The organism is Pseudomonas sp. MYb2 (assembly GCF_002979955.1).
Lineage (GTDB): Bacteria > Pseudomonadota > Gammaproteobacteria > Pseudomonadales > Pseudomonadaceae > Aquipseudomonas.
Genome location: NZ_PCQC01000009.1, coordinates 89817 through 108522, shown reverse-complemented (window position 1 = coordinate 108522; position 18706 = coordinate 89817). Strand labels below are relative to the sequence as shown.

General features: G+C 60.2%; 15 protein-coding genes. 12 read left to right on the top strand and 3 right to left on the bottom strand.

Going from position 1 to position 18706, the window contains the following annotated elements; translation table 11 throughout:
- Window positions 1-8: 8 nt before the first annotated feature.
- The 12 genes from catC to CQ009_RS17205 all read left to right on the top strand — a co-directional run bounded on the left by catC (window position 9) and on the right by CQ009_RS17205 (window position 14004).
- Window positions 9-299 (top strand): muconolactone Delta-isomerase, encoded by a 291-nt coding sequence (catC, locus tag CQ009_RS17265; protein WP_105707701.1) that lies wholly within the window; start codon window positions 9-11, stop codon window positions 297-299.
- Window positions 300-463: 164 nt separating this feature from the next.
- Window positions 464-1381, top strand: a complete 918-nt coding sequence (gene catA / locus CQ009_RS17260; RefSeq protein ID WP_105707698.1) for a catechol 1,2-dioxygenase — start codon at window positions 464-466, stop codon at window positions 1379-1381.
- A gap of 629 nt (window positions 1382-2010) precedes the next feature.
- Complete coding sequence (locus CQ009_RS17255; RefSeq protein ID WP_105707696.1) at window positions 2011-3057, top strand: isopenicillin N synthase family oxygenase; 1047 nt, start codon at window positions 2011-2013, stop codon at window positions 3055-3057.
- 27 nt (window positions 3058-3084) lie between these two features.
- Complete coding sequence (locus CQ009_RS17250; protein ID WP_105707694.1) at window positions 3085-3894, top strand: MetQ/NlpA family ABC transporter substrate-binding protein; 810 nt, start codon at window positions 3085-3087, stop codon at window positions 3892-3894.
- On the top strand, window positions 3891-4691 hold the full coding sequence (locus CQ009_RS17245) for a methionine ABC transporter ATP-binding protein (protein WP_105707692.1): 801 nt from the start codon (window positions 3891-3893) through the stop codon (window positions 4689-4691). Before CQ009_RS17250 ends, CQ009_RS17245 begins: the two co-directional genes overlap by 4 nt.
- A complete protein-coding gene (locus CQ009_RS17240) occupies window positions 4688-5359 on the top strand; it encodes a methionine ABC transporter permease (RefSeq protein WP_064390404.1) in 672 nt (223 codons plus the stop codon). The genes CQ009_RS17245 and CQ009_RS17240 overlap by 4 nt, the downstream gene beginning before the upstream one ends.
- A gap of 8 nt (window positions 5360-5367) precedes the next feature.
- On the top strand, window positions 5368-6924 hold the full coding sequence (locus tag CQ009_RS17235; RefSeq protein WP_105707690.1) for a sugar ABC transporter ATP-binding protein: 1557 nt from the start codon (window positions 5368-5370) through the stop codon (window positions 6922-6924).
- Entirely contained in the window at window positions 6917-7942 is a 1026-nt protein-coding gene (locus CQ009_RS17230; RefSeq protein WP_105707688.1) for an ABC transporter permease, read from the top strand. Before CQ009_RS17235 ends, CQ009_RS17230 begins: the two co-directional genes overlap by 8 nt.
- Window positions 7943-7966: 24 nt before the next feature.
- The gene (locus CQ009_RS17225; RefSeq protein ID WP_105707686.1) at window positions 7967-9010 is read left to right on the top strand and encodes a substrate-binding domain-containing protein; all 1044 of its coding nucleotides are present in this window, start codon (window positions 7967-7969) and stop codon (window positions 9008-9010) included.
- A 158-nt stretch (window positions 9011-9168) separates the two neighbouring features.
- Window positions 9169-9834 carry a sulfite oxidase-like oxidoreductase gene (locus CQ009_RS17220; protein WP_105707684.1) on the top strand — a complete coding sequence of 222 codons (666 nt, stop codon included), beginning with the start codon at window positions 9169-9171 and terminating at the stop codon, window positions 9832-9834.
- 428 nt (window positions 9835-10262) lie between these two features.
- Window positions 10263-12650, top strand: coding sequence for a TonB-dependent siderophore receptor (locus CQ009_RS17210; RefSeq protein WP_105707682.1), 2388 nt, complete (start codon window positions 10263-10265; stop codon window positions 12648-12650).
- A complete protein-coding gene (locus CQ009_RS17205; RefSeq protein WP_105707680.1) occupies window positions 12640-14004 on the top strand; it encodes an APC family permease in 1365 nt (454 codons plus the stop codon). The genes CQ009_RS17210 and CQ009_RS17205 overlap by 11 nt, the downstream gene beginning before the upstream one ends.
- Here the strand turns inward: CQ009_RS17205 and CQ009_RS17200 are convergent.
- From CQ009_RS17200 to CQ009_RS17190, 3 genes are all read right to left on the bottom strand, one after another.
- A complete protein-coding gene (locus CQ009_RS17200; protein WP_105707678.1) occupies window positions 14001-14462 on the bottom strand; it encodes a DUF3574 domain-containing protein in 462 nt (153 codons plus the stop codon). The genes CQ009_RS17205 and CQ009_RS17200 overlap by 4 nt on opposite strands.
- Before the next feature lie 122 nt (window positions 14463-14584).
- Entirely contained in the window at window positions 14585-16081 is a 1497-nt protein-coding gene (locus CQ009_RS17195; protein WP_105707675.1) for a hypothetical protein, read from the bottom strand.
- Window positions 16082-16291: 210 nt separating this feature from the next.
- Window positions 16292-18679: a DUF3772 domain-containing protein gene (locus CQ009_RS17190; protein WP_105707673.1), complete on the bottom strand. Its 2388-nt coding sequence runs from the start codon at window positions 18677-18679 to the stop codon at window positions 16292-16294.
- Window positions 18680-18706 lie beyond the last annotated feature (27 nt).

Genomic DNA, 18706 nt, shown 5'->3' with positions numbered 1-18706 from the left:
GAGCCACCATGCTGTTCCACGTAAAAATGACCGTGAAATTGCCCGTCGATATGGACCCGTCACTGGCCACCCGGCTCAAGGCTGACGAGAAGGAGCTGGCGCAACGGCTGCAACGCGAAGGCGTATGGCGGCACCTGTGGCGCATCGCCGGGCACTACGCCAATTACAGCGTGTTCGACGTGCCGAGCGTCGAGGCACTGCACGACACGCTGATGCGCTTGCCGTTGTTCCCTTACATGGATATCGAGGTCGATGGCCTCTGCCGGCATCCGTCGTCGATCCACAGCGACGATCGCTGACCCAACCCGGTCCCTGTAGGAGTGAGCCTGCTCGCGATAGCGGTGTGTCATTCAGCATCGATGGTAACTGGCAGACCGCTATCGCGAGCAGGCTCACTCCTACAAGGGACGGTGCTGGAACTCAAGAACTGCGTCGACAAAACAACAAGATGAGGTAAACCACCATGACCGTGAAAATTGCCCACACCGCCGAGTTGCAAGCCTTCTTCAAAGAAGCCGCCGGTTTTGCCTACGACGAGGGTAATTCCCGTCTGAAAACCATCGTCCTGCGCATTTTGCAGGACACCGCGACAATCATCGAAGACCTCGACATCAGCGAGGACGAGTTCTGGAAAGCCGTCGATTATCTCAACCGCCTGGGCGGTCGCTCAGAGGCCGGGTTACTGGTCGCAGGGCTGGGTATCGAACACTTTCTCGACCTGTTGCAGGACGCCAAGGACGCGCAGATCGGTTTGACCGGCGGCACGCCGCGCACCATCGAAGGGCCGCTGTATGTGGCCGGAGCACCCCTGTGCGAAGGCGAATGCCGCATGGATGATGGCAGCGAGGAGGGCATCGCCACCGTGATGCGCCTCGAAGGCCAGGTGTTCGATCTTCACGGCCAACCGTTGGCCGGTGCCACGGTTGACCTGTGGCACGCCAACACCAAGGGCACTTACTCGTTTTTCGACCCGAGCCAGTCCGAGTACAACCTGCGTCGACGCGTCATCACCGACGCCGAAGGCCGTTACCGCGCGCGCAGCATCGTGCCGTCCGGTTATGGCTGCGACCCGCAAGGCCCGACCCAGGAATGCCTGAACCTGCTTGGTCGCCATGGCCAGCGTCCGGCCCATGTGCACTTTTTCATCAGCGCCCCGGGGCATCGGCATCTGACGACGCAGATCAATCTGTCGGGCGACCAATATCTGTGGGACGACTTTGCTTATGCGACCCGTGAAGGGCTGGTCGGGGAAGTGCTGTTCCACGAGGACGACGTCTCTGGACGCCATGCCGAGCTGAAGTTCGACTTTCAGCTGCAACCGGCGCCGGATGCCAGTGCCGAACAACGCAGCCAACGCCCACGTGCATTGCAGGACGCTTGATACCGAGTCGTCAGTGCCCCTCACCCTAACCCTCTCCCAGAGGGAGAGGGGACTGACCGGGGGATCTTGAGCGCTACGTCGACCTGAACGTTTTGTACTGAATCCAACCCGGTTGTTCAGGTCGATGCATACCGCAAGACAACACGGTCGGCTCCCTCTCCCCCGGGAGAGGGCTGGGGTGAGGGGAGTGACCGAGGTGATCTTGAGCACTACGTCGACCTGAACGTTTGTACTGAATCCAACCCGGTTGTTCAGGTCGATGTATACCGCAAGACAACACGGTCGGCTCCCTCTCCCTCGGGAGAGGGCGGGGGTGAGGGGAGTGACCGAGGTGATCTTGAGTGCTACGTCGACCTGAACGATATTTGCCGAATCCAACCCGGTTGTTCAGGTCGATGCATACCGCAGGACAACACGGTCGGCTCCCTCTCCTTCGGGAGAGGGCTGGGGTGAGGGGAAATCAGACCTAAGGTAATGCGAAAAAGATATTGGCTACGTATTTTTAAGATCGTTTAGTTTTGTCGCAACGACGAACCAAAACGCATCAAACCGACAGACCCCGATTGCCATGACGGCACACGCTGAATCGATCACAGGCTCTTCAGGTTTGATTCACACGGGAGTGAATCATGCCGCATACCCTTGACATCACCGCATTACCGACCCTTGATCTGTCCTTGTTCGAAGGCACGGCGCAGCAGCGTTATGCGTTTCTCGATGACTTGCGCCAGGCGGCCCGCGACGTTGGGTTCTTCTATCTGACCGGCCATGGCATCGACTCTGCTTTGCTCAAGCAAGTGCAAGAACACGCTCGCCAGTTTTTCGCCTTGCCTGACAGCGCCAAAGCAGCGGTCGGCATGATCAACTCGCCGCACTTTCGCGGTTACAACCGTGCTGCCTCCGAGATCACCCGTGGCCAACCCGACTGGCGCGAACAGTTCGATCTGGGCGCCGAGCGCGAGGCCTTGCCAATACAAGCGGACAGTCCCTTCTGGGCGCGGCTGCAAGGGCCCAACCAGTGGCCGGCGGCATTGCCGGAATTGAAACCCTTGTTGCTTGAATGGCAGCAGGCGATGACGCACATGTCCCTGCGTTTACTGCGCGCCTTCGCTCAGGCCTTGTCGCTGCGTGCCGATGCTTTCGATCAGCTCTACGGCGACCGACCCAACGAACACATCAAGCTGATGCGCTATCCCGGTCAGTCGCGCGAGGCGAGCCATCAAGGCGTCGGTGCGCACAAGGATTCCGGGTTCTTGAGTTTCCTGTTGCAAGACCAGCAGGCCGGTCTGCAAGTCGAGATCGAAGAGGGCCGCTGGATCGATGCGCTGCCACGGGAGAACACGCTGGTGGTGAACATCGGCGAACTGCTCGAACTCGCTTCCAACGGCTATTTGCGTGCCACGGTGCATCGCGTCGTGTCGCCGCCGCAGGGTAGCGAACGCCTGTCCATCGCGTTCTTCCTCGGCGCACAACTCGACGCCACGGTGCCGCTGTACCCATTGCCCACCGCGCTGCTGCGCGAGGCGCGCGGGCCGGCGAGTGATCCGCTCAATCCACTGTTTCGCGACGTCGGCTGGAATTACCTCAAGGGACGTCTGCGCTCGCACCCCGATGTCGCGCAACGCTTCTATGCCGACGCGCTGCTGCCACCAGCGCCAGTGCGCAAAACCGCCTGATTCATCACTCGCTCAAGGATTATCGATATGTTGAAACAAGCCGGTTTGACCCTGGCCGTGCTCGGCGCACTGGTGACTTCATTCAGTGCTCAGGCACTGGAACCGTTGCGCGTCGCCGCCGACCCGGTGCCTCACGCGCAGATCCTTGCGTACATCCAGAAAATCGATCCGCAACTCAACCTCAAGGTCATCGAAATCCCCAACGGTGTGAACTCCAATGAGCTGTTGGTGCACGGTGATGTCGACGCCAATTACTTCCAGCATTTGCCCTATCTGAAATCCCAGGAGCAGGCGCTCGGCGAGAAACTTGCGGTGGCCGCCACCGTGCATATCGAACCCTTGGGCATTTACTCGCGTCGCCACAAAAGCTTCGCTGACGTGCCGAATAAAGGCACCGTCGCTGTACCGAACAACGTCACCAACCTGAGCCGCGCGCTGTACCTGTTGCAAGACAATGGCTTGATCAAACTCAAACCCGGTTTCAACGATCCGGCCACTGATCAGGCAACACCGAAAGACATCGCCGAAAACCCGAAACAGCTGAAGATTCTCGAAATCGAATCACCGCAGATCCCGCGCTCGCTGGACGATGTCGATCTGGCGGTGATCAACGGCAACTACGCGCTCGACGCAGGCCTGGTGCCGGCCAAGGATGCCTTGGGCCTGGAGAAAGCCGAGCACAATCCTTACGCCAATATTCTGGTGACCACCCCGAAACTGCAGAACGACCCACGTATCGCGCAACTGGCCAAGGATCTGACTTCGCCGCAAGTCGCCAGGTACATCACCGATCACTTTGCCGGTTCGGTGATTCCAGTGGCAGGCAGCCAGCCATGATCACCATCGAGCAATTGAGCAAAACCTATCCGTCAGCGGCGCAACCGGCACTGCATCAGGTATCGCTGAGCATTCCCGACGGCGCGGTCTATGGGATTCTCGGGCGCAGCGGCGCGGGCAAGTCGACGCTGTTGCGTTGCCTCAATCTGCTCGAACGTCCCGACAGCGGACGGATTCTGCTCGATGGCGTCGACCTGATGAAGCTATCCGCCAGCGATCTGCGCCAGCAACGCCAGCGCATCGGTATGATCTTTCAAGGCTTCAACCTGCTGCATTCACGCACGGTCTTCGACAACATTGCCGTACCGCTGGAGATCGCCAATGTCGGCAAACCGTGGCGTCACGTGCGCGTACGCGAGCTGCTGGAACTGGTCGGTTTGACTGACAAGGCGCAGGCGTTTCCTTCGCAATTGTCCGGTGGCCAGAAACAGCGCGTGGGCATTGCCCGTGCGCTGGCGGCGGAGCCGGCATATTTGTTGTCGGACGAAGCGACCAGTGCCCTCGACCCGGAAACCACCGCATCGATTCTGGAACTGTTGCGTGACATCAATCGGCAACTGGGGTTGACCATTGTGCTGATCACCCACGAACTGGACGTGGTCAAGTCGATCTGCGATCACGCGGCGTTCATGGCCAACGGGCGGATGGTGGAGGCTGGGCCGGTGCCGCGTCTGATGGCTGATCCACAATCGAGCCTGGGCAGTTCGTTGCGCCCGACCTGCGGATTACCGCTGGGGCATGCGGCCCCCGGCCTGAGTTTTCTCAAACAGTACGGCGTGCGGGCAGCACAATCATGAATCGCTCAATTGACTGGTATGAAATCCTGCAACTGGTGCTCAACGCCACCGGGGAAACCCTGTACATGGTGCTACTCGCCGGGTTGTTCACGCTGCTGATCGGTTTGCCGCTGGGCGTGTTGCTGTTTATCAGCCGCCGCGGTGGGCTTTACCCGATGCCACGGCTGAATACCGCGTTGAGTGCACTGGTCAACCTCGGCCGTTCGCTGCCGTTTGTGGTGATGCTGATTGCTCTGATTCCACTGACCCGACTAGTGGTCGGCACGACCCTGGGCAGCACCGCCGCCGTAGTGCCGATCACCATTGGCGCGTTTCCATTCTTCGCGCGCATCGTCGAAAACGCGCTGGACGAAGTCGACAAGGGCCGCATCGAAGCAATCCTCGCCATGGGCGGCGACATCGGCCATGTGATCTTCAAAGTGCTGTTGCCCGAAGCATTGCCGGCGTTGCTTGCCGGGATCACCCTGACGCTGGTGATGCTGATCGGATTCTCCTCGATGGCCGGGGTGATCGGTGGCGGCGGGCTCGGCGATCTGGCGATCCGTTACGGCTATCAGCGCTTCAACAATGAAGTCATGGTTGCCACTGTCGTGGTGTTGGTCATCCTCGTTCAAGGCGTGCAGAGCCTGGGCGATCGATTGGTGCGTTCGCTGGCTCATCGCCGCTAAGGAATTTTATGAGTGCGCCTGTCGCCGTGGCCCGCGAGCCGCTGATTCGTGTGCGTGAGCTGAGCAAATCCTTTGCTTCGAACCGCGCGCTGGATCGCGTCAGTCTGGATATTTATCCCGCCGAAGTGGTGGCCTTGCTCGGTGCCAATGGCGCGGGCAAGTCGACCTTGGTGAAGATCCTGGCGGGCAGTCAGACTGCCGATGCCGGCGAGATCAGCGTCGAGGGTCAGAATCTCTGTTTCAACTCGCCGTTGTCTGCGCGCCGGGTCGGGATTGTCGCGGTGCATCAGCAGATCAACGATGGCATCGCCCCAGGTTTGAGCGTGGCCGAGAACCTGCTGCTCGATGAGTTGTGCAAGCCGGACGCGGACTTCTGGCTCAATCGTAAACGCCTGCTTGCGCGCGCTGCGAACATTGCTGCCGGCCTCGGTCTGACCTTGCCGCTGGAGCAACCGATCGAACATCTGGGGCAGGCCGAGCGCCAATTGGTGGTGCTGGCGCGGGCCTTTGCCCTGCAGCCGCGCCTGCTGATTCTCGATGAGCCGACGGCGGCGCTCTCCGATGCCGAGGCGCAGCGCCTGTTCGCCTTGATCGACACCTTGCGTAGTCGTGGGGTGGCGATTGTGTACATCTCCCATCGACTGTCCGACCTGCAACGCGTGGCGGATCGCGCCATTGTCCTGCGTGATGGACGGATGGCGGGTGACTTCACGGCACAGCAATTGCCCGAGGCAGTCAGCGCCATGCTCGGCCAGGCGCTTGGCGAGCATGCGTATGTGCCGCGCGTGCCAGGGCGAGCGGTGTTGCAGCTTGCCGCGATGAAGATACTGCCACGCTCTCAAGCCTTCGATCTGACCCTGCATGAAAACGAGGTGGTGGTGCTCACCGGGCTGTTGGGCGCCGGTAAAAGCGAGATTGCCGAAGCGCTGTTCGGTTTGCGTCACGCGACGTCAGGTAGCGTGCGACTGGACGGTGTCGAAGGGTTTGCGCGGTCGCCACGGGAGGCGATTCAGCACGGTGTTTTTTTCGCCGCCGAAGACCGCGCCAGTCAATCGCTGGTGCCGGACTTCTCCCTGCGTCGCACCCTGACTTTGCCGTTTCTCGAGCGCTTTACCCGCGGCGGTTTCATCCGCAACCGCGCCGAAGCGGCAGCGGTCGAGGCACAAGTGGCGGCGCTGGGGATCAAGACCACCGGCATCGATGTGCCCATGAGCGCTTTGTCCGGCGGCAATCAGCAGAAAGTCGTTCTCGGCCGCTGGCTGCTCGGCGAAGGGCGGGTATTGATCCTTGATGAACCCTTTCAAGGCGTCGACGTGCGCGCCCGCCGCGACATCGGCCAACTGCTGCGCGACAGCGCCGAGGGGCGCGCGACTTTAGTGATTTGCGCCGACGTCGATGAAGCCCTGGAAATTGCCGACCGCATTCTGCTGGTGCGCGATCACGCGGTGGTCGCCGAGTACCCGCGTGCCGGCCTCAATCGTGCCGATCTGGTTGCCGCACTGGCCGGCAGCGACGTGACCGAACATTCCCCTCAAGCCACGCCAAGGAGCAGAGCGAGTGCCTGATTCAAGTTCACTGTTATCGACCGAGCCGGCACGTGCCGAACGTCTGCTGCACGGGCTGATCCGCTATGGCCTGCTGTGGCTGCTGGCGCTGATCGTGGTGTTTTTCAGCGTTGCCGAACCAGCGTTTCTGCGGGTCGGCAATCTGTTCAGCATCCTGCAATCGGTGTCGATTGTGGCGCTGCTGGCGCTGGGTGTGACGTTGACCATGGCGGTCGGCGGCCTCGACCTGTCGATTGGCGCGGTGGCGGCGATGAGCCTGATGATTGCCAGTTACGTGATGGTCGTGCTCGGCTGGGGCGCGGTGCCGGCGGTGTTGATCAGCCTTGCCGGCGGTGCGCTGGTCGGGCTGCTCAACGGTTGGCTGATCGTCAAATTGCGCGTGCCGGACATTCTCGCAACGCTCGGCAGCATGTTTCTGGTGATCGGTGTGCAACTGATTCCCACGGGCGGACGCTCGATTGCCGTCGGCATGACCTTGCCCAGCGGCGAAGAAACCGAGGGCACCTTCAGCGCTGCGTTTCTCGCGTTGGGGCGCGGGCGGTTGTGGGAGGTGGTGCCGATTCCGGTGTTGATCACTGCCGTGGTTGCGCTGGCGGTGTGGCTGTTTCTCGAACGTACGCGCATTGGCCGTCTGTTCTATGCCATCGGTGGCAACGAGCAGGCGGCGCGGCTTGCCGGTGCGCCGGTGCAGCGCTTCAAGTTGTTGGCCTACGTGCTCTCGGCGGTGCTGGCGTCACTGGGCGGTGTGTTGCTCGCGGCGCGGCTGGGGCGCGGTGATGTCAGTTCCGGCAACGGTCTGGTGCTCGACGCGTTGGGGGCAGCGCTGATCGGTTTTGCCGTGCTCGGCGCAAAGAAGCCCAATGCGTTCGGCACGTTGATCGGTGCGCTGCTGGTGGCGTCGCTGCTCAATGGCCTGACCATGCTCAACGCGCCGTATTACGCGCAGGATTTCGTCAAGGGACTGGTGCTGGTGCTGGCCCTGATGTTCACCTTCGGCCTCGCGCATCGGGCGCGCTGAGCCGCATTCATTCAAGGAAGTGCTATGCACGGTTCAATCAAACAGTTCGTTGCCGGTGCGTTGCTCTCGGCCATGGCCCTGAGTGTTCAGGCACAGGCCTTGCCCGGTGCACCGGCACCGTTCGATAAAGGTCAGGTGCAGATCGCGTTGGTGGGTTACCTGTTTTCCGGGGATTTTCCCGAGGCGTATTTGCGCGGTGTAGAGCAACAGGCTGAAGCGCTGGGCGCCCATTTGCGGGTGTTCGACGCGCGGCAGCAAGCGGCGAGTCAGGGCGAGATGATCGATCAGGCGATTGATCTGGGCGTCGACGGCATCATCGTCCAGCTCGGGCTCGCCGAAACGCTGAAAGCGCCGATTGACCGGGCCATTGCCAAAGGCATCAAAGTCGTCGCCTTCGACGTTGACCTGAACACGCCGCAAGTGACTCAGGTCGAGCAGGATCACCACGCTTTGGCACGCCTGGCACTGGATCAGGCGGTGAAGGACAACGGCACGCGTTTCGATGCTGGCTACGTCTACATCAGCGGCTTCACGCCGATGGAGCGGCGCGACGAGATCTGGAGTCTAGTGAAGCAAGCCAACCCGGGGATCATCGAAAAGGCCCGTTTCGGCACGCTGAACCCGCCGATTGCCAATTCAGTGGCCGATCAGGCCAGTGCGGTGCTCCGGGCGAATCCGGGGATCAGCGTGATCTTTGCGCCGTTCGATGAATTCGCCAAAGGCGCGAAAATCGCCGTGGATGAAGCGGGTTTGGCGAGCAAAGTGAGGATCTACAGCGCGGACATTTCCACCGCCGATATCCAGATCATGAAAGAGCCGGACAGCGCCTGGGCCGCGACGGCGGCGGTCAATCCGCAAGTGGCCGGGGCGATCAGCGTACGCAGTCTGGCGATGTTGATTGCCGGGGAAAATCCTGGGCATCAGGTGCTGGTGCCGCCGACACTGATTACCCGTCAGCAACTGCTGGATCTGGACGTGAAAAACGTTCGAGATCTGGCGCAGAAACTCCCGGCCTTCGGTGATACCGCCAACGTCGCGCGGGCACCGTGGATTCCGGTGGTCAACTAGAGCATTTGCCACGACATCGCCCATGTGGGAGCGAGCCTGCTCGCGAAGAGGTCTGATCAGTTGATATCTCTGGTGACTGACCCACCGCTTTCGCGAGCAGGCTCGCTCCCACAGGGGTAACGCGTAGTTGCGCAAACTGAGGGAGTTCTGGAGCTTACATGCATAACAAAGCTGCACGCCTACACAAAAGCCGTTCCCCGGCAGCGGATCCGTTGTTCGGTAATCGACTGCCCCCAGGCCAAGTGCTGACGGAGCGATTTCCCATCCTGCACGAAGGCGAAATACCCGAATACGACCTCGCCCATTGGTCGTTGCGCCTGTTCGGCACGCTCGCCCGACCGATCGAATTGCGTTACGCCGATCTGCAGGCACTGCCACAACGGCAACTGCGCTGCGACATCCATTGTGTGACACGCTGGTCGAAGTTCGACACCGAGTGGAGCGGGGTACACCTGCAGGATCTGTTGCAGGTTTTCAATCTCCAGCCGACATCGGCGTTCGTCATGGCTCATGCCGACCACGATTACCAGACCAACTTGCGACTCGATGATTTACTTCACCCGGCCAGCCTGTTGGCCACTCATTACAACGGCCAGCCCTTGACCGCCCAACACGGCTGGCCGTTGCGCCTTGTGGTCGCCGGGCGGTATTTCTGGAAGAGCGCGAAGTGGTTGCGCGGTCTGGAATTTGTTAACGAGGAGCAACCGGGGTTTTGGGAGCGCAATGGCTTTCATCTGCACGCCGATCCGTTTGCCGAACAGCGCTTCAGTGGTGATGAACTGGATATTGCCGAGGATGCCTGGCTGGAAAAAGAGTTCGACTAAGTAGCGTCTGATGCAAATCAAAACTGTAGGAGTGAGCCTGCTCGCGATAGCGGTGTATCAGTAAGAAAGTTGTCAGCTGACACACCGCTATCGCGAGCAGGCTCACTCCTGCAGGGGACTGCATTTCAGTGTGAAAAATTGGTGTTAGTTGGTTGAGGTGTTGGCTCAGCAACACTTCTGCTGAACTAAGAACAATCCTTTAGAGCGATCTAACCTAAGCGTTATTGGTTCTTTTGCGAGTTGCGGCAGCTCGTCTAGCATCAGGCTCCAAGGGGAAACGTCTCAGCTGGGGAAACTGCAACTCATCGTAAAAAAACCTTCACTGCCTTCCAGAAATCCAAAACTACAGCAGACATTGCCGCGCATTGCTTGCCGAACTTTATTGTCGGCAACGGCCGGGTGTTAACTGCGATTCAAGGAGCTGTCATATGTATTACCGTTCCCGTTCATTACTGGCGGCCGCTGTCGTGTCCGCCATTTGGCAACTTCCGGCCAACGCCGAAGAAACTTCGGCAAGTGCTGACAGCGAATCGCGACTCGGCACCGTGTTGGTCACCGGCACCCGTGGCACTTCGCGTACCGTGCTGGATTCGCCGGTGCCGGTCGATGTACTCACCGCTGAAGACCTGAAAACCGCCGGCGCCGCTGATGGTGAACTGGGTGCAGCCTTGCAGACGCTGTTGCCGTCCTTCAGTCTGCCGCGCCAATCCAACTCCGGCGGTGCCGACCATGTGCGTGCTGCGCAATTGCGCGGCATGAGCCCGGATCAGGTGTTGGTATTGGTCAATGGCAAGCGCCGCCACACCTCGGCGGTGGTCAACGACTCGTCGAAAATCGGTCGTGGCACCGCGCCGGTGGATTTCAACTCGATTCCCATCAGTGCCATCAAACGTATCGAAGTGCTGCGCGACGGCGCAGGTGCGCAATACGGCTCCGACGCCATCGCCGGAGTGATCAACATCATCCTCGATGACGCGCCCGAGGGCGGCGAGGTCTCGACCAGTTATGGCGCCTATCACACGCACCAGGACGCCATCGGCAAGACTACCACCGACGGCCAGAACAGCGTGACCACCGCGAAGATCGGCACGCGCCTGGGCGAAGAGGGTGGGTTTATCCGCGGCGGCACCGAGTACAAGGATCGCAACCCGACCAACCGCGCCGGTTTTGATGGCTTTGCCGATACCCCGAACCAGCGCAACTACGTGATGGGCGACGGCCTCGCCCGCGACGTCAACCTGTGGTTCAACAGTGAGCTGCCGTTGGCGGGCGGCAAGGCCTACAGCTTCGGTACCTACAACCAGCGTCACACCACCGGCGCCGAGTTCTATCGCTATCCGTACGAGCAACCGCAGTTCTACCCCAACGGCTACTTGCCGCAATCGCTCGGCGACAACAAGGATGTTTCCGCCACGGCGGGCTTCAAAGGCATGATCGGCGACGACTGGGACTTCGACAGCAGCGTCACCCATGGCCGCAACCGCTTCGATGGATCGACCCGGCGCACCCTCAATGTCAGCCTCGGTGAAGACTCGCCGACGAAATTCGATACCGGCGACTACGAACTGCGCCAGACCAGCAGCAACCTCGATTTCAGCCGTGAATTGCGCCTCGGTGGACGCTCGTTCGTGCTGGCAGTCGGTGGTGAGTATCGCTACGAAAATTACCTGACCTACGCCGGCGACGAGGCTTCCTACATCGGCTCTGGTGCCGATGGCGCCAATGGCTTGCGGCCGAGTGAAGAATCGGATCTGGACCGCAATGTGTTCGGCACTTATGCCGAGTTGTCCGGCGACCTTACCGACCGCTTCTTCGTCGACGGCGCCACGCGCTGGGAACATTACGATGACGCTGGCAGCAAGCTCACTGGCAAACTCAGTGGCCGCTACAAACTGACCGATCAGTGGGCATTGCGCGGTGCGGTCTCGAACAACTTCCGCGCACCATCGCTGGCGCAAAGCGGCTTCCAGAACACCACCAGCAACTTCGGCGATGGCGGTACGCTCACCGATATTCGCGTGCTCTCGGTCAACGATCCGATCGCCCGTGCACTGGGCGCGGAAAAGCTCGATCCGGAAACCTCGAAAAACTTCAGCCTCGGCCTGACCTTCCAGCTGAACGAACGCTTCGACGCCTCGCTGGACGTGTTCCGCATCGACGTCAAAGACCGCATTACCCTGTCACAACGCATTGGCAGCGATGCTCTGGAAAGCTACATCAATGACAACTTCGGCGTAGCGGGAGTGCACGACGTCAACTTCTTCACCAACGCCGCTGACACCAGCACCCACGGCGCCGAACTGGTGCTCAACTACCATCAGCCGTTCTATGACGGGCAATTGGGCCTGACCACCGCGTATACCTATAACCACACCAAAGTCACCAGCACCAAAGGCACGCCATCGCAACTGACGGCGTTGGGCATCGGCAATGACGCACTGGTTGGCGTCGAAGAAACCAACACCCTGACCGACGCCGCGCCGAAGGACCGCTTGATCTTTTCCGCTAACTGGGCCAGCGAGCATTGGGGTTTGCTCGGGCGTTTGACGCGCCAGGGCGAGACCACCCGCGTGTTCGATTTCGGCGATTCGCAACCGGAGCAGACCTACGGCGCGGTATGGCAACTGGACGCCGAGGTTGCCTATAAATTCACCCCGAAATTCAACATCGCCGTGGGTGGCAACAACCTTACCGACAACTACCCGGAACGCTCCGGCTCGGCGATCAACTACGGCGGCAACCTGCCGTATGACGTGCTCTCGCCGATCGGCACCAACGGCGCCTACTACTACGCCCGCGCCACTTATGGTTTCTAACGCGGGGCCGGGGCGGCATCTGCCGGTGTTTCAGGCGTTATTGATCACGCTGGGCATGGTGATCACTACCGACATCCTGAAAACCGCGCCGACCGTGGCACTTAACGTCGCGCCAGAACATTTCTACCTGGTGTGGGGGCTCGGCGGTGTGGCGTCGATGATCGGCGCGCTGTGTTTTGCCGAGATGGCCACGGCATTTCCGCACCCGGGCGGCGACTATCATTTTTTGCGCACGGCTTACGGTGAACGCATGGGATTGCTGTTCGCCTGGTCGCGGTTTTCGGTGATGCACACCGGATGGATCGCGTTGTCGGCATTCATGTTTGCCGATTACTTCAACGCGGTAGTTCCGCTGGGGCAGTACGGCTCGGGGTTGTTTGCCGGGGCGATCATTGCCGCCCTGGTGCTGCTCAATCTCTCGGGCAAGCACATTGGTTTCATCACTCAGACGTTGTTGGTGGGCTTGCTCGCGTTGGGTTTTCTGAGCATTGCCAGCGCCGGTGTCTGGCTGCAGTGGCAGGGCATCGAACCACCGGTAGCGGACGTTTCGGTCACGCCGCAGCACACCGGTATGGCCGGATTTTCGGCGGCGATGATTTTCGTTTTCCTGGCCTTCGGTGGCTGGAGCGATGCGGCAACATTATCGGCAGAAGTGCGCGACGGTCGGCGGGGCATCTTCATCGCCATGATCGGAGCGCTGGCGGTGCTGATGAGCATCTATCTGGCGCTCAATTGGGCGTTCGTCGCAGGTCTGGGATTCGCCGGACTGGCGGCGAGCAACGCGCCGGCGGTTGAGCTGCTGAACCGCGCGTTCGGCGCACCCGGGGTCATGCTGATTCTATTGATGGTCGGTATCGCCGCCATCGCCAGCATTAACTCGACCCTGCTGGTCGGCGCCCGGACTACCTACGCTGCCGCCCGTGATGTGCCGCAACTGCGCAGTTTCGGTGACTGGGACGACCGTCACGGCGTGCCGCGCAAAGCCTTGCTCGCGGAAGGCGCGGTGGCGTTGCTGTTGGTGTTGTTCGGCAGTTTTACCCAGAGTGGTTTCAACACTATGGTTGAGTATTTGACTCCGGTGTACTGGCTGTTTCTGAGCTTGAGCAGCGTCGCGTTGATCATTCTGCGGCGGCGCTTTCCCGACGTGCCGAGGCCGGTGCGGGTGCCGTTGTATCCGCTGTTGCCGCTGCTGTTTTTCGGGTTGTGCCTGTACATGCTGTATTCCAGCGTGACAATGGTCGGCTATGGCGCGTTTCTGGGGATTGCTGTGTTGCTGGTGGGGGCGCTGATTCTGGCGGGGGTGAGCCGCGTGGCGTCGACGCCTCGGCAAGCTCTTGGGCAGATATCGGACTAGAACGACACCTCGGCCGGTTGCGACAAACGCAGCACCGACAGGTCGCCGGTGATGCGTTTGTACGCCAGGCGAATCGCTTCGATGTCACGGGAACGCTGCACGCTGTTCTCATGCAGGATCACAATGACCTTGGTGCTCAAGCGCTCAGGCTCTTTAGCGCCTTTATCGCGCCATTGACCATACGCGTCGAGCACACTGAAGCCATCGGGGAAGCGCGGTGTGACTTCCCTGTCGAGAAATTCGCGCCAGCGCGCCGGGCCGACGAGACCTTCCTTGCCATCGATCGAACCCACCGAAAAGTACAGCTCGGTGCGCAGCCATTGCGCCTGCGCCGGCCGCGCGGCATCGCCTTGCAGCGTCGAACTGGCGGGATCATGGGTGTGAACGGAAGCGGGAGGAGGGCTGGCACAACCGGCGACTGCGAGGAACAGTGCCGCCAGTAAAAGACGTTGAGGCATGGAACATCCTTATTGAACGGTGGGTGAACCGCTGAAGTATAAGGCTGCCGTTCGACCGTCAATAAAGACCTGAAAAGCAGGCAGTCAGGCGTTTCGGGAATAACCCGAAACGCCTGCGGCACTCACTCGACCACTTCGATCTTGAATTCGCCATAGCTGCGATTCTGGGTGAGGTCGATCGGCACGAACATCCCGTACGCCTGCAAATAGGCATACATCGCAGTGCTTTCACCGTAGCGGTAGTGCCTGCCTGTACAAGTGATGACTTTGGCGCTGCCCGTCAACGATGGAAAGAACGCACTGGCAGGCTTTTGTGCTTCCACGGCGCAGTCAAACCTTGTGTCCTCCGGTTCTGGGGCTTTCTGGAAGCGGGGGCTGGATCTTTGTTCGGTGTAGCTCAGAAGCGCACCGACAGGCATGTTCGTCCAGTCACCGGTGAATCGCAGATCGGTGATCGCGTTTTTTTTCACGGTGATCCCGTAACGGTCAGTACGGTAATCGATGTCGGCGAGGTCGATCAGACCTCGGAAAGTGATGTTGACCGATTGATGGTTTTTATCGTTGTAGCGTTCTGTGAGCTGCTTGCCCGGCTCGTATCCAAGGTAGCGGCTGTCCCTGCCCAAACGTCCCAGCGCCAGCCGCTCGGGGTTGTTCGAGAGCAGGTACGACATGCCCGCCTCCTGAAACTGCCTGCGCCGATCAGCCTCGTTTGGGTCTTTGAAGATCACGCGCAAGCGTTGAATGTTGTTTTCCGGGGCCGGCAATTTCAACGCTTCAATGGATTTCGTCACGGAGGCAGGCAGGACTGGATCAGCCAATATGAATGGCGTTTGCTCTCGGCCGGAGAAAGGTTTCAGTGCCGCCAACACCTGCGGTGTGGCACATGCGGTTGCCAGCAGTTGACGGTTGTCGGCGTCCAGAGTTTTCTCGGCGACGGCGTCAACGCTGATCGCGCCGGCTATCACGCGGCTTTGCTTATCAACGTAGAAGGTACTGAGCGAGGTCAATTGTTGTTTAGCGCAATCAGCGCTCCAGCGCATACGCTTCTGCGCATACAGGCCATTTTCGCGGGGCAGAAGCGTTTCGCCTGCGGGTACCCGGGCGGACCAGAAGAATATCTGGCCGTCTTTTTGATTCAGGCTGGCACGATCAATCAGCTGCCATTCCCGTAACTCCGGTGCCGAAATGACCCGCCATTGCGCCGCCGGTGTCTGAGCACAAACCTGTTTGAATTGAGGACTCTGCAGAAACAGTTTTTTCTGTTCGGCAGGCATTTGCTTGTCTTCGTTTGCGCCACTGTTTCGAACAGCCACAAACTGAAGCATGCCCTTGTTGGTCAAATGCGCCATTTGCGCATCGGGCAGATGACAGTCGGCGTTGAAGTTCGCCAGTTGAAGTATTCGCCGCCCCTCAGTCGCCATCACGTAATAGCTGACGTGATCGCCATCGCGCACGATGGTATTCGGGTCGGGTTGACCGAGCATCGCCTCATCAAACGCGATCCGCCCCAGCGCTTCGAGATCGGCACTCGTCTGTTTGGGGGGCGGGGGGCTCTGGCATCCGTAGAGGGCGAGGGCAAGCAAAGACAAACAACTGAAACGGCGGATCAAGGCATCCATGCGGAGGGCACACTGTCGGATTAAAAGTGATGGCACATTAACATTTCGGCAGTGACGACGAAGACTTTACCCTGCCATCGCCAACAGGCTCTCCAATACACCGCATAGCCTGCAGGAGCTATCGAGTGCAACGAGGCTGCGATCTTTTGATCCTGTTTTTTAAGATCAAGATCAAAAGATCGCAGTGTGCCGCCGCTCCTGCAGGGGGTGTCAGGGGCTGCTGGGTGGGGGAGTGGCGAGGGCGATTCCCGCTGCGCCAAGGCGCTTGAGAATCTCGAACAGCAAGTCACTCTTGGTCACCCCGACGATCCTCGGGCTGCCGACATAGCCGGTCACCGTCAGGGTAATACCGTCCGGCGACAACTTGCTGAAACGCACGAACGACGCGGGTTTATCGAGGATGGTTTCGTTCTCGCGATAGGTGTTGAGCAGCAGGTCCTTGACCTCTTCGGGGTCGATGTCCAGCGGGAACATCAACTCCAGCGACGCCACACCCTGAGCGCTGCCACCCAGCGTAACGTTGCGCAGGTTCTGCGAGATCAGTTGCGAGTTCGGCACGATCACGATCGAGCGGTCGCTGAGCTGGATTTCCGTGGCACGCACGTTGATCCGGCGGATGTCGCCCTCGACGCCGCTGATGCTGATCAGATCGCCGACCTTCACCGGGCGCTCGGTCAGCAGAATCAGGCCGGAAACGAAGTTCTTCACGATCTCCTGCAAACCGAAACCGATGCCCACCGACAGCGCACTGACGATCCACGCCAGGTTGGTCCATTGCACGCCCAGCGAAGACAGGGTCATGAGGATCACGAAGGCATAACCGATATTGGAAAACAGCGTGCTGAGCGATGCACACATGCCCGGGTCCATGTCGGTCTTGGGCAGGAACTCGTTGTCGAGCCAGCGGCGCAGGGCGCGGATCAGCCAGATGCCGATCATCAGCGCCAACACTGCGTTGAGCAGATGCGCCGGGACGATATTGAACTTGCGCAAGCCGGCGCCGCCGAGGATCGCCATGATATTGGTCGCCAACTGCCCGAGCGTGGTGCCGATGCCGCCGACAAACAGCGCGATCACCGCTAGCAGCAACAGCGCTGCGCGGCTGAACCCGGACAACAGAATCGAGATCTGCTCGAGCCGTCGATCACTGGTTCCCAGCAACTGTTTGAGCGCCTTGCCACTGGCGTGTTTGGGCGAAAATACGTGCTCGCAGCTGTCCTTGATGACCTGGATCAGCAAGTAGAAACCCGACAGCACGATGTAGGCCCAGACCACTTCATAGGTGATGAACCGGCTCAGCGAGATATAGCCAGTGAGCAGGGCAATCGCCGAGACCAACATCGAAATACTGGCGATGGTGTACACCACGCCGGAAAACGTACTGCCGGTGGCCGAGGCATCGTTCGCGGCGACCAATGCCTTGCGCACCTTGCCCACGCGCAACAGCAACGACACGACAATCACCATGACCACAATCGAGATGACGCCGCGCCCGGCCACGACAATCTGACTGCTCATGCCGGTAGAGTTGCTCACCTGCACCAGCGTCACCAGCACCAGCAGCGTGCCCGACAGAATGCGCGGATACGGCTTCATCGCCAGCGCCACGGGGTCGGCAATCGCCGGCAACCGCCATGACGGATGCTGGGTGGACAACAACGCGCGGCTCAGGCCGGTGATCAGCACACAGGCATAAACGGCTTTTTCGAACTCCTCGGAAAATGTCTCCAGCACCGGCGTCAACGGCTCGTGACGCGTGCAGGCATAGAACAGCAATTGCAGGGCGAGGCCGGTGGTAACAATTGTCGCCAGCGCCGAAGCGAACGCCAGCGCACTACGACGCAAACGCCCCTCCGGCATGCGATGAATGCATACCCACGTCAGCCCGCGCTCAGCCAGTCGGCGCCCGAACGTCCAGATAACCAGCGCCAGCAACACCAGGAAACTGGTATAGAAACGCTGCCCCGGCGCCCAGACCGTGGCCCAGGTTTCGCTGACCTGGGCGACGAAAAAACGCCAACGCTGACGATCATCTTGCGTTGGATTGACCAGCGGCGACCAGAAGTCCGGGCTCAACACACTGTGAGTGCCCAGCGTCAGCTCGCTCTCGAGCAACGTGCGACGGATACCGGCGATCTGCGTAATCAGCTCCGCCGCGCTTTGCTTGAGCGCCGCCAGACTCTTCAGCGACGCATCGATTTTGTTCTTCTGTTCCGCCAACGACGCCCGGTGCGCAACGATATCCGCCTGTTCGGCGGCCACCTCGGTCGCTGGCGCCGCGCCCAACACACTCAACTGCACGGCCAACTGCGCCTGCTGCGGCAGCAACGCCGCCGACAATTTATCGACATCCAGAATGAACGCCTGCACCCGATCCTGCGGGCCTTCGAGCTGGTTGTAATTGTTTGCCGAGGAAATTTGTTGCTTGAGGCCGTCGAGGCGCTGCTGCAAGGCTTGCAGGTCGTTTTGTGAAATCACCGGCAGCGGGGCGACAGCGGCCACCGAAGGCGCAGGCAATTCGGCTGCCCACAGCACCGGACTGCTGCAGATGAGCAAGACGAATAGCACTGAAAACAACGACTTCAAGCTGTTGCGCATGGGACTGGCCGACTCTCGATGGACACA

Excerpts from the sequence above, each read along its gene's own strand:
- CQ009_RS17205 (WP_105707680.1), top strand. The coding sequence starts at position 12,640 with ATGGTTTCTAACGCGGGGCCGGGGCGGCATCTGCCGGTGTTTCAGGCG.
- CQ009_RS17190 (WP_105707673.1), bottom strand. The coding sequence starts at position 18,679 with ATGCGCAACAGCTTGAAGTCGTTGTTTTCAGTGCTATTCGTCTTGCTC.
- CQ009_RS17195 (WP_105707675.1), bottom strand. The coding sequence starts at position 16,081 with ATGGATGCCTTGATCCGCCGTTTCAGTTGTTTGTCTTTGCTTGCCCTC.
- CQ009_RS17225 (WP_105707686.1), top strand. The coding sequence starts at position 7,967 with ATGCACGGTTCAATCAAACAGTTCGTTGCCGGTGCGTTGCTCTCGGCC.
- CQ009_RS17235 (WP_105707690.1), top strand. The coding sequence starts at position 5,368 with ATGAGTGCGCCTGTCGCCGTGGCCCGCGAGCCGCTGATTCGTGTGCGT.
- CQ009_RS17240 (WP_064390404.1), top strand. The coding sequence starts at position 4,688 with ATGAATCGCTCAATTGACTGGTATGAAATCCTGCAACTGGTGCTCAAC.
- CQ009_RS17245 (WP_105707692.1), top strand. The coding sequence starts at position 3,891 with ATGATCACCATCGAGCAATTGAGCAAAACCTATCCGTCAGCGGCGCAA.
- CQ009_RS17255 (WP_105707696.1), top strand. The coding sequence starts at position 2,011 with ATGCCGCATACCCTTGACATCACCGCATTACCGACCCTTGATCTGTCC.
- catA (WP_105707698.1), top strand. The coding sequence starts at position 464 with ATGACCGTGAAAATTGCCCACACCGCCGAGTTGCAAGCCTTCTTCAAA.
- CQ009_RS17220 (WP_105707684.1), top strand. The coding sequence starts at position 9,169 with ATGCATAACAAAGCTGCACGCCTACACAAAAGCCGTTCCCCGGCAGCG.
- catC (WP_105707701.1), top strand. The coding sequence starts at position 9 with ATGCTGTTCCACGTAAAAATGACCGTGAAATTGCCCGTCGATATGGAC.
- CQ009_RS17200 (WP_105707678.1), bottom strand. The coding sequence starts at position 14,462 with ATGCCTCAACGTCTTTTACTGGCGGCACTGTTCCTCGCAGTCGCCGGT.
- CQ009_RS17210 (WP_105707682.1), top strand. The coding sequence starts at position 10,263 with ATGTATTACCGTTCCCGTTCATTACTGGCGGCCGCTGTCGTGTCCGCC.
- CQ009_RS17250 (WP_105707694.1), top strand. The coding sequence starts at position 3,085 with ATGTTGAAACAAGCCGGTTTGACCCTGGCCGTGCTCGGCGCACTGGTG.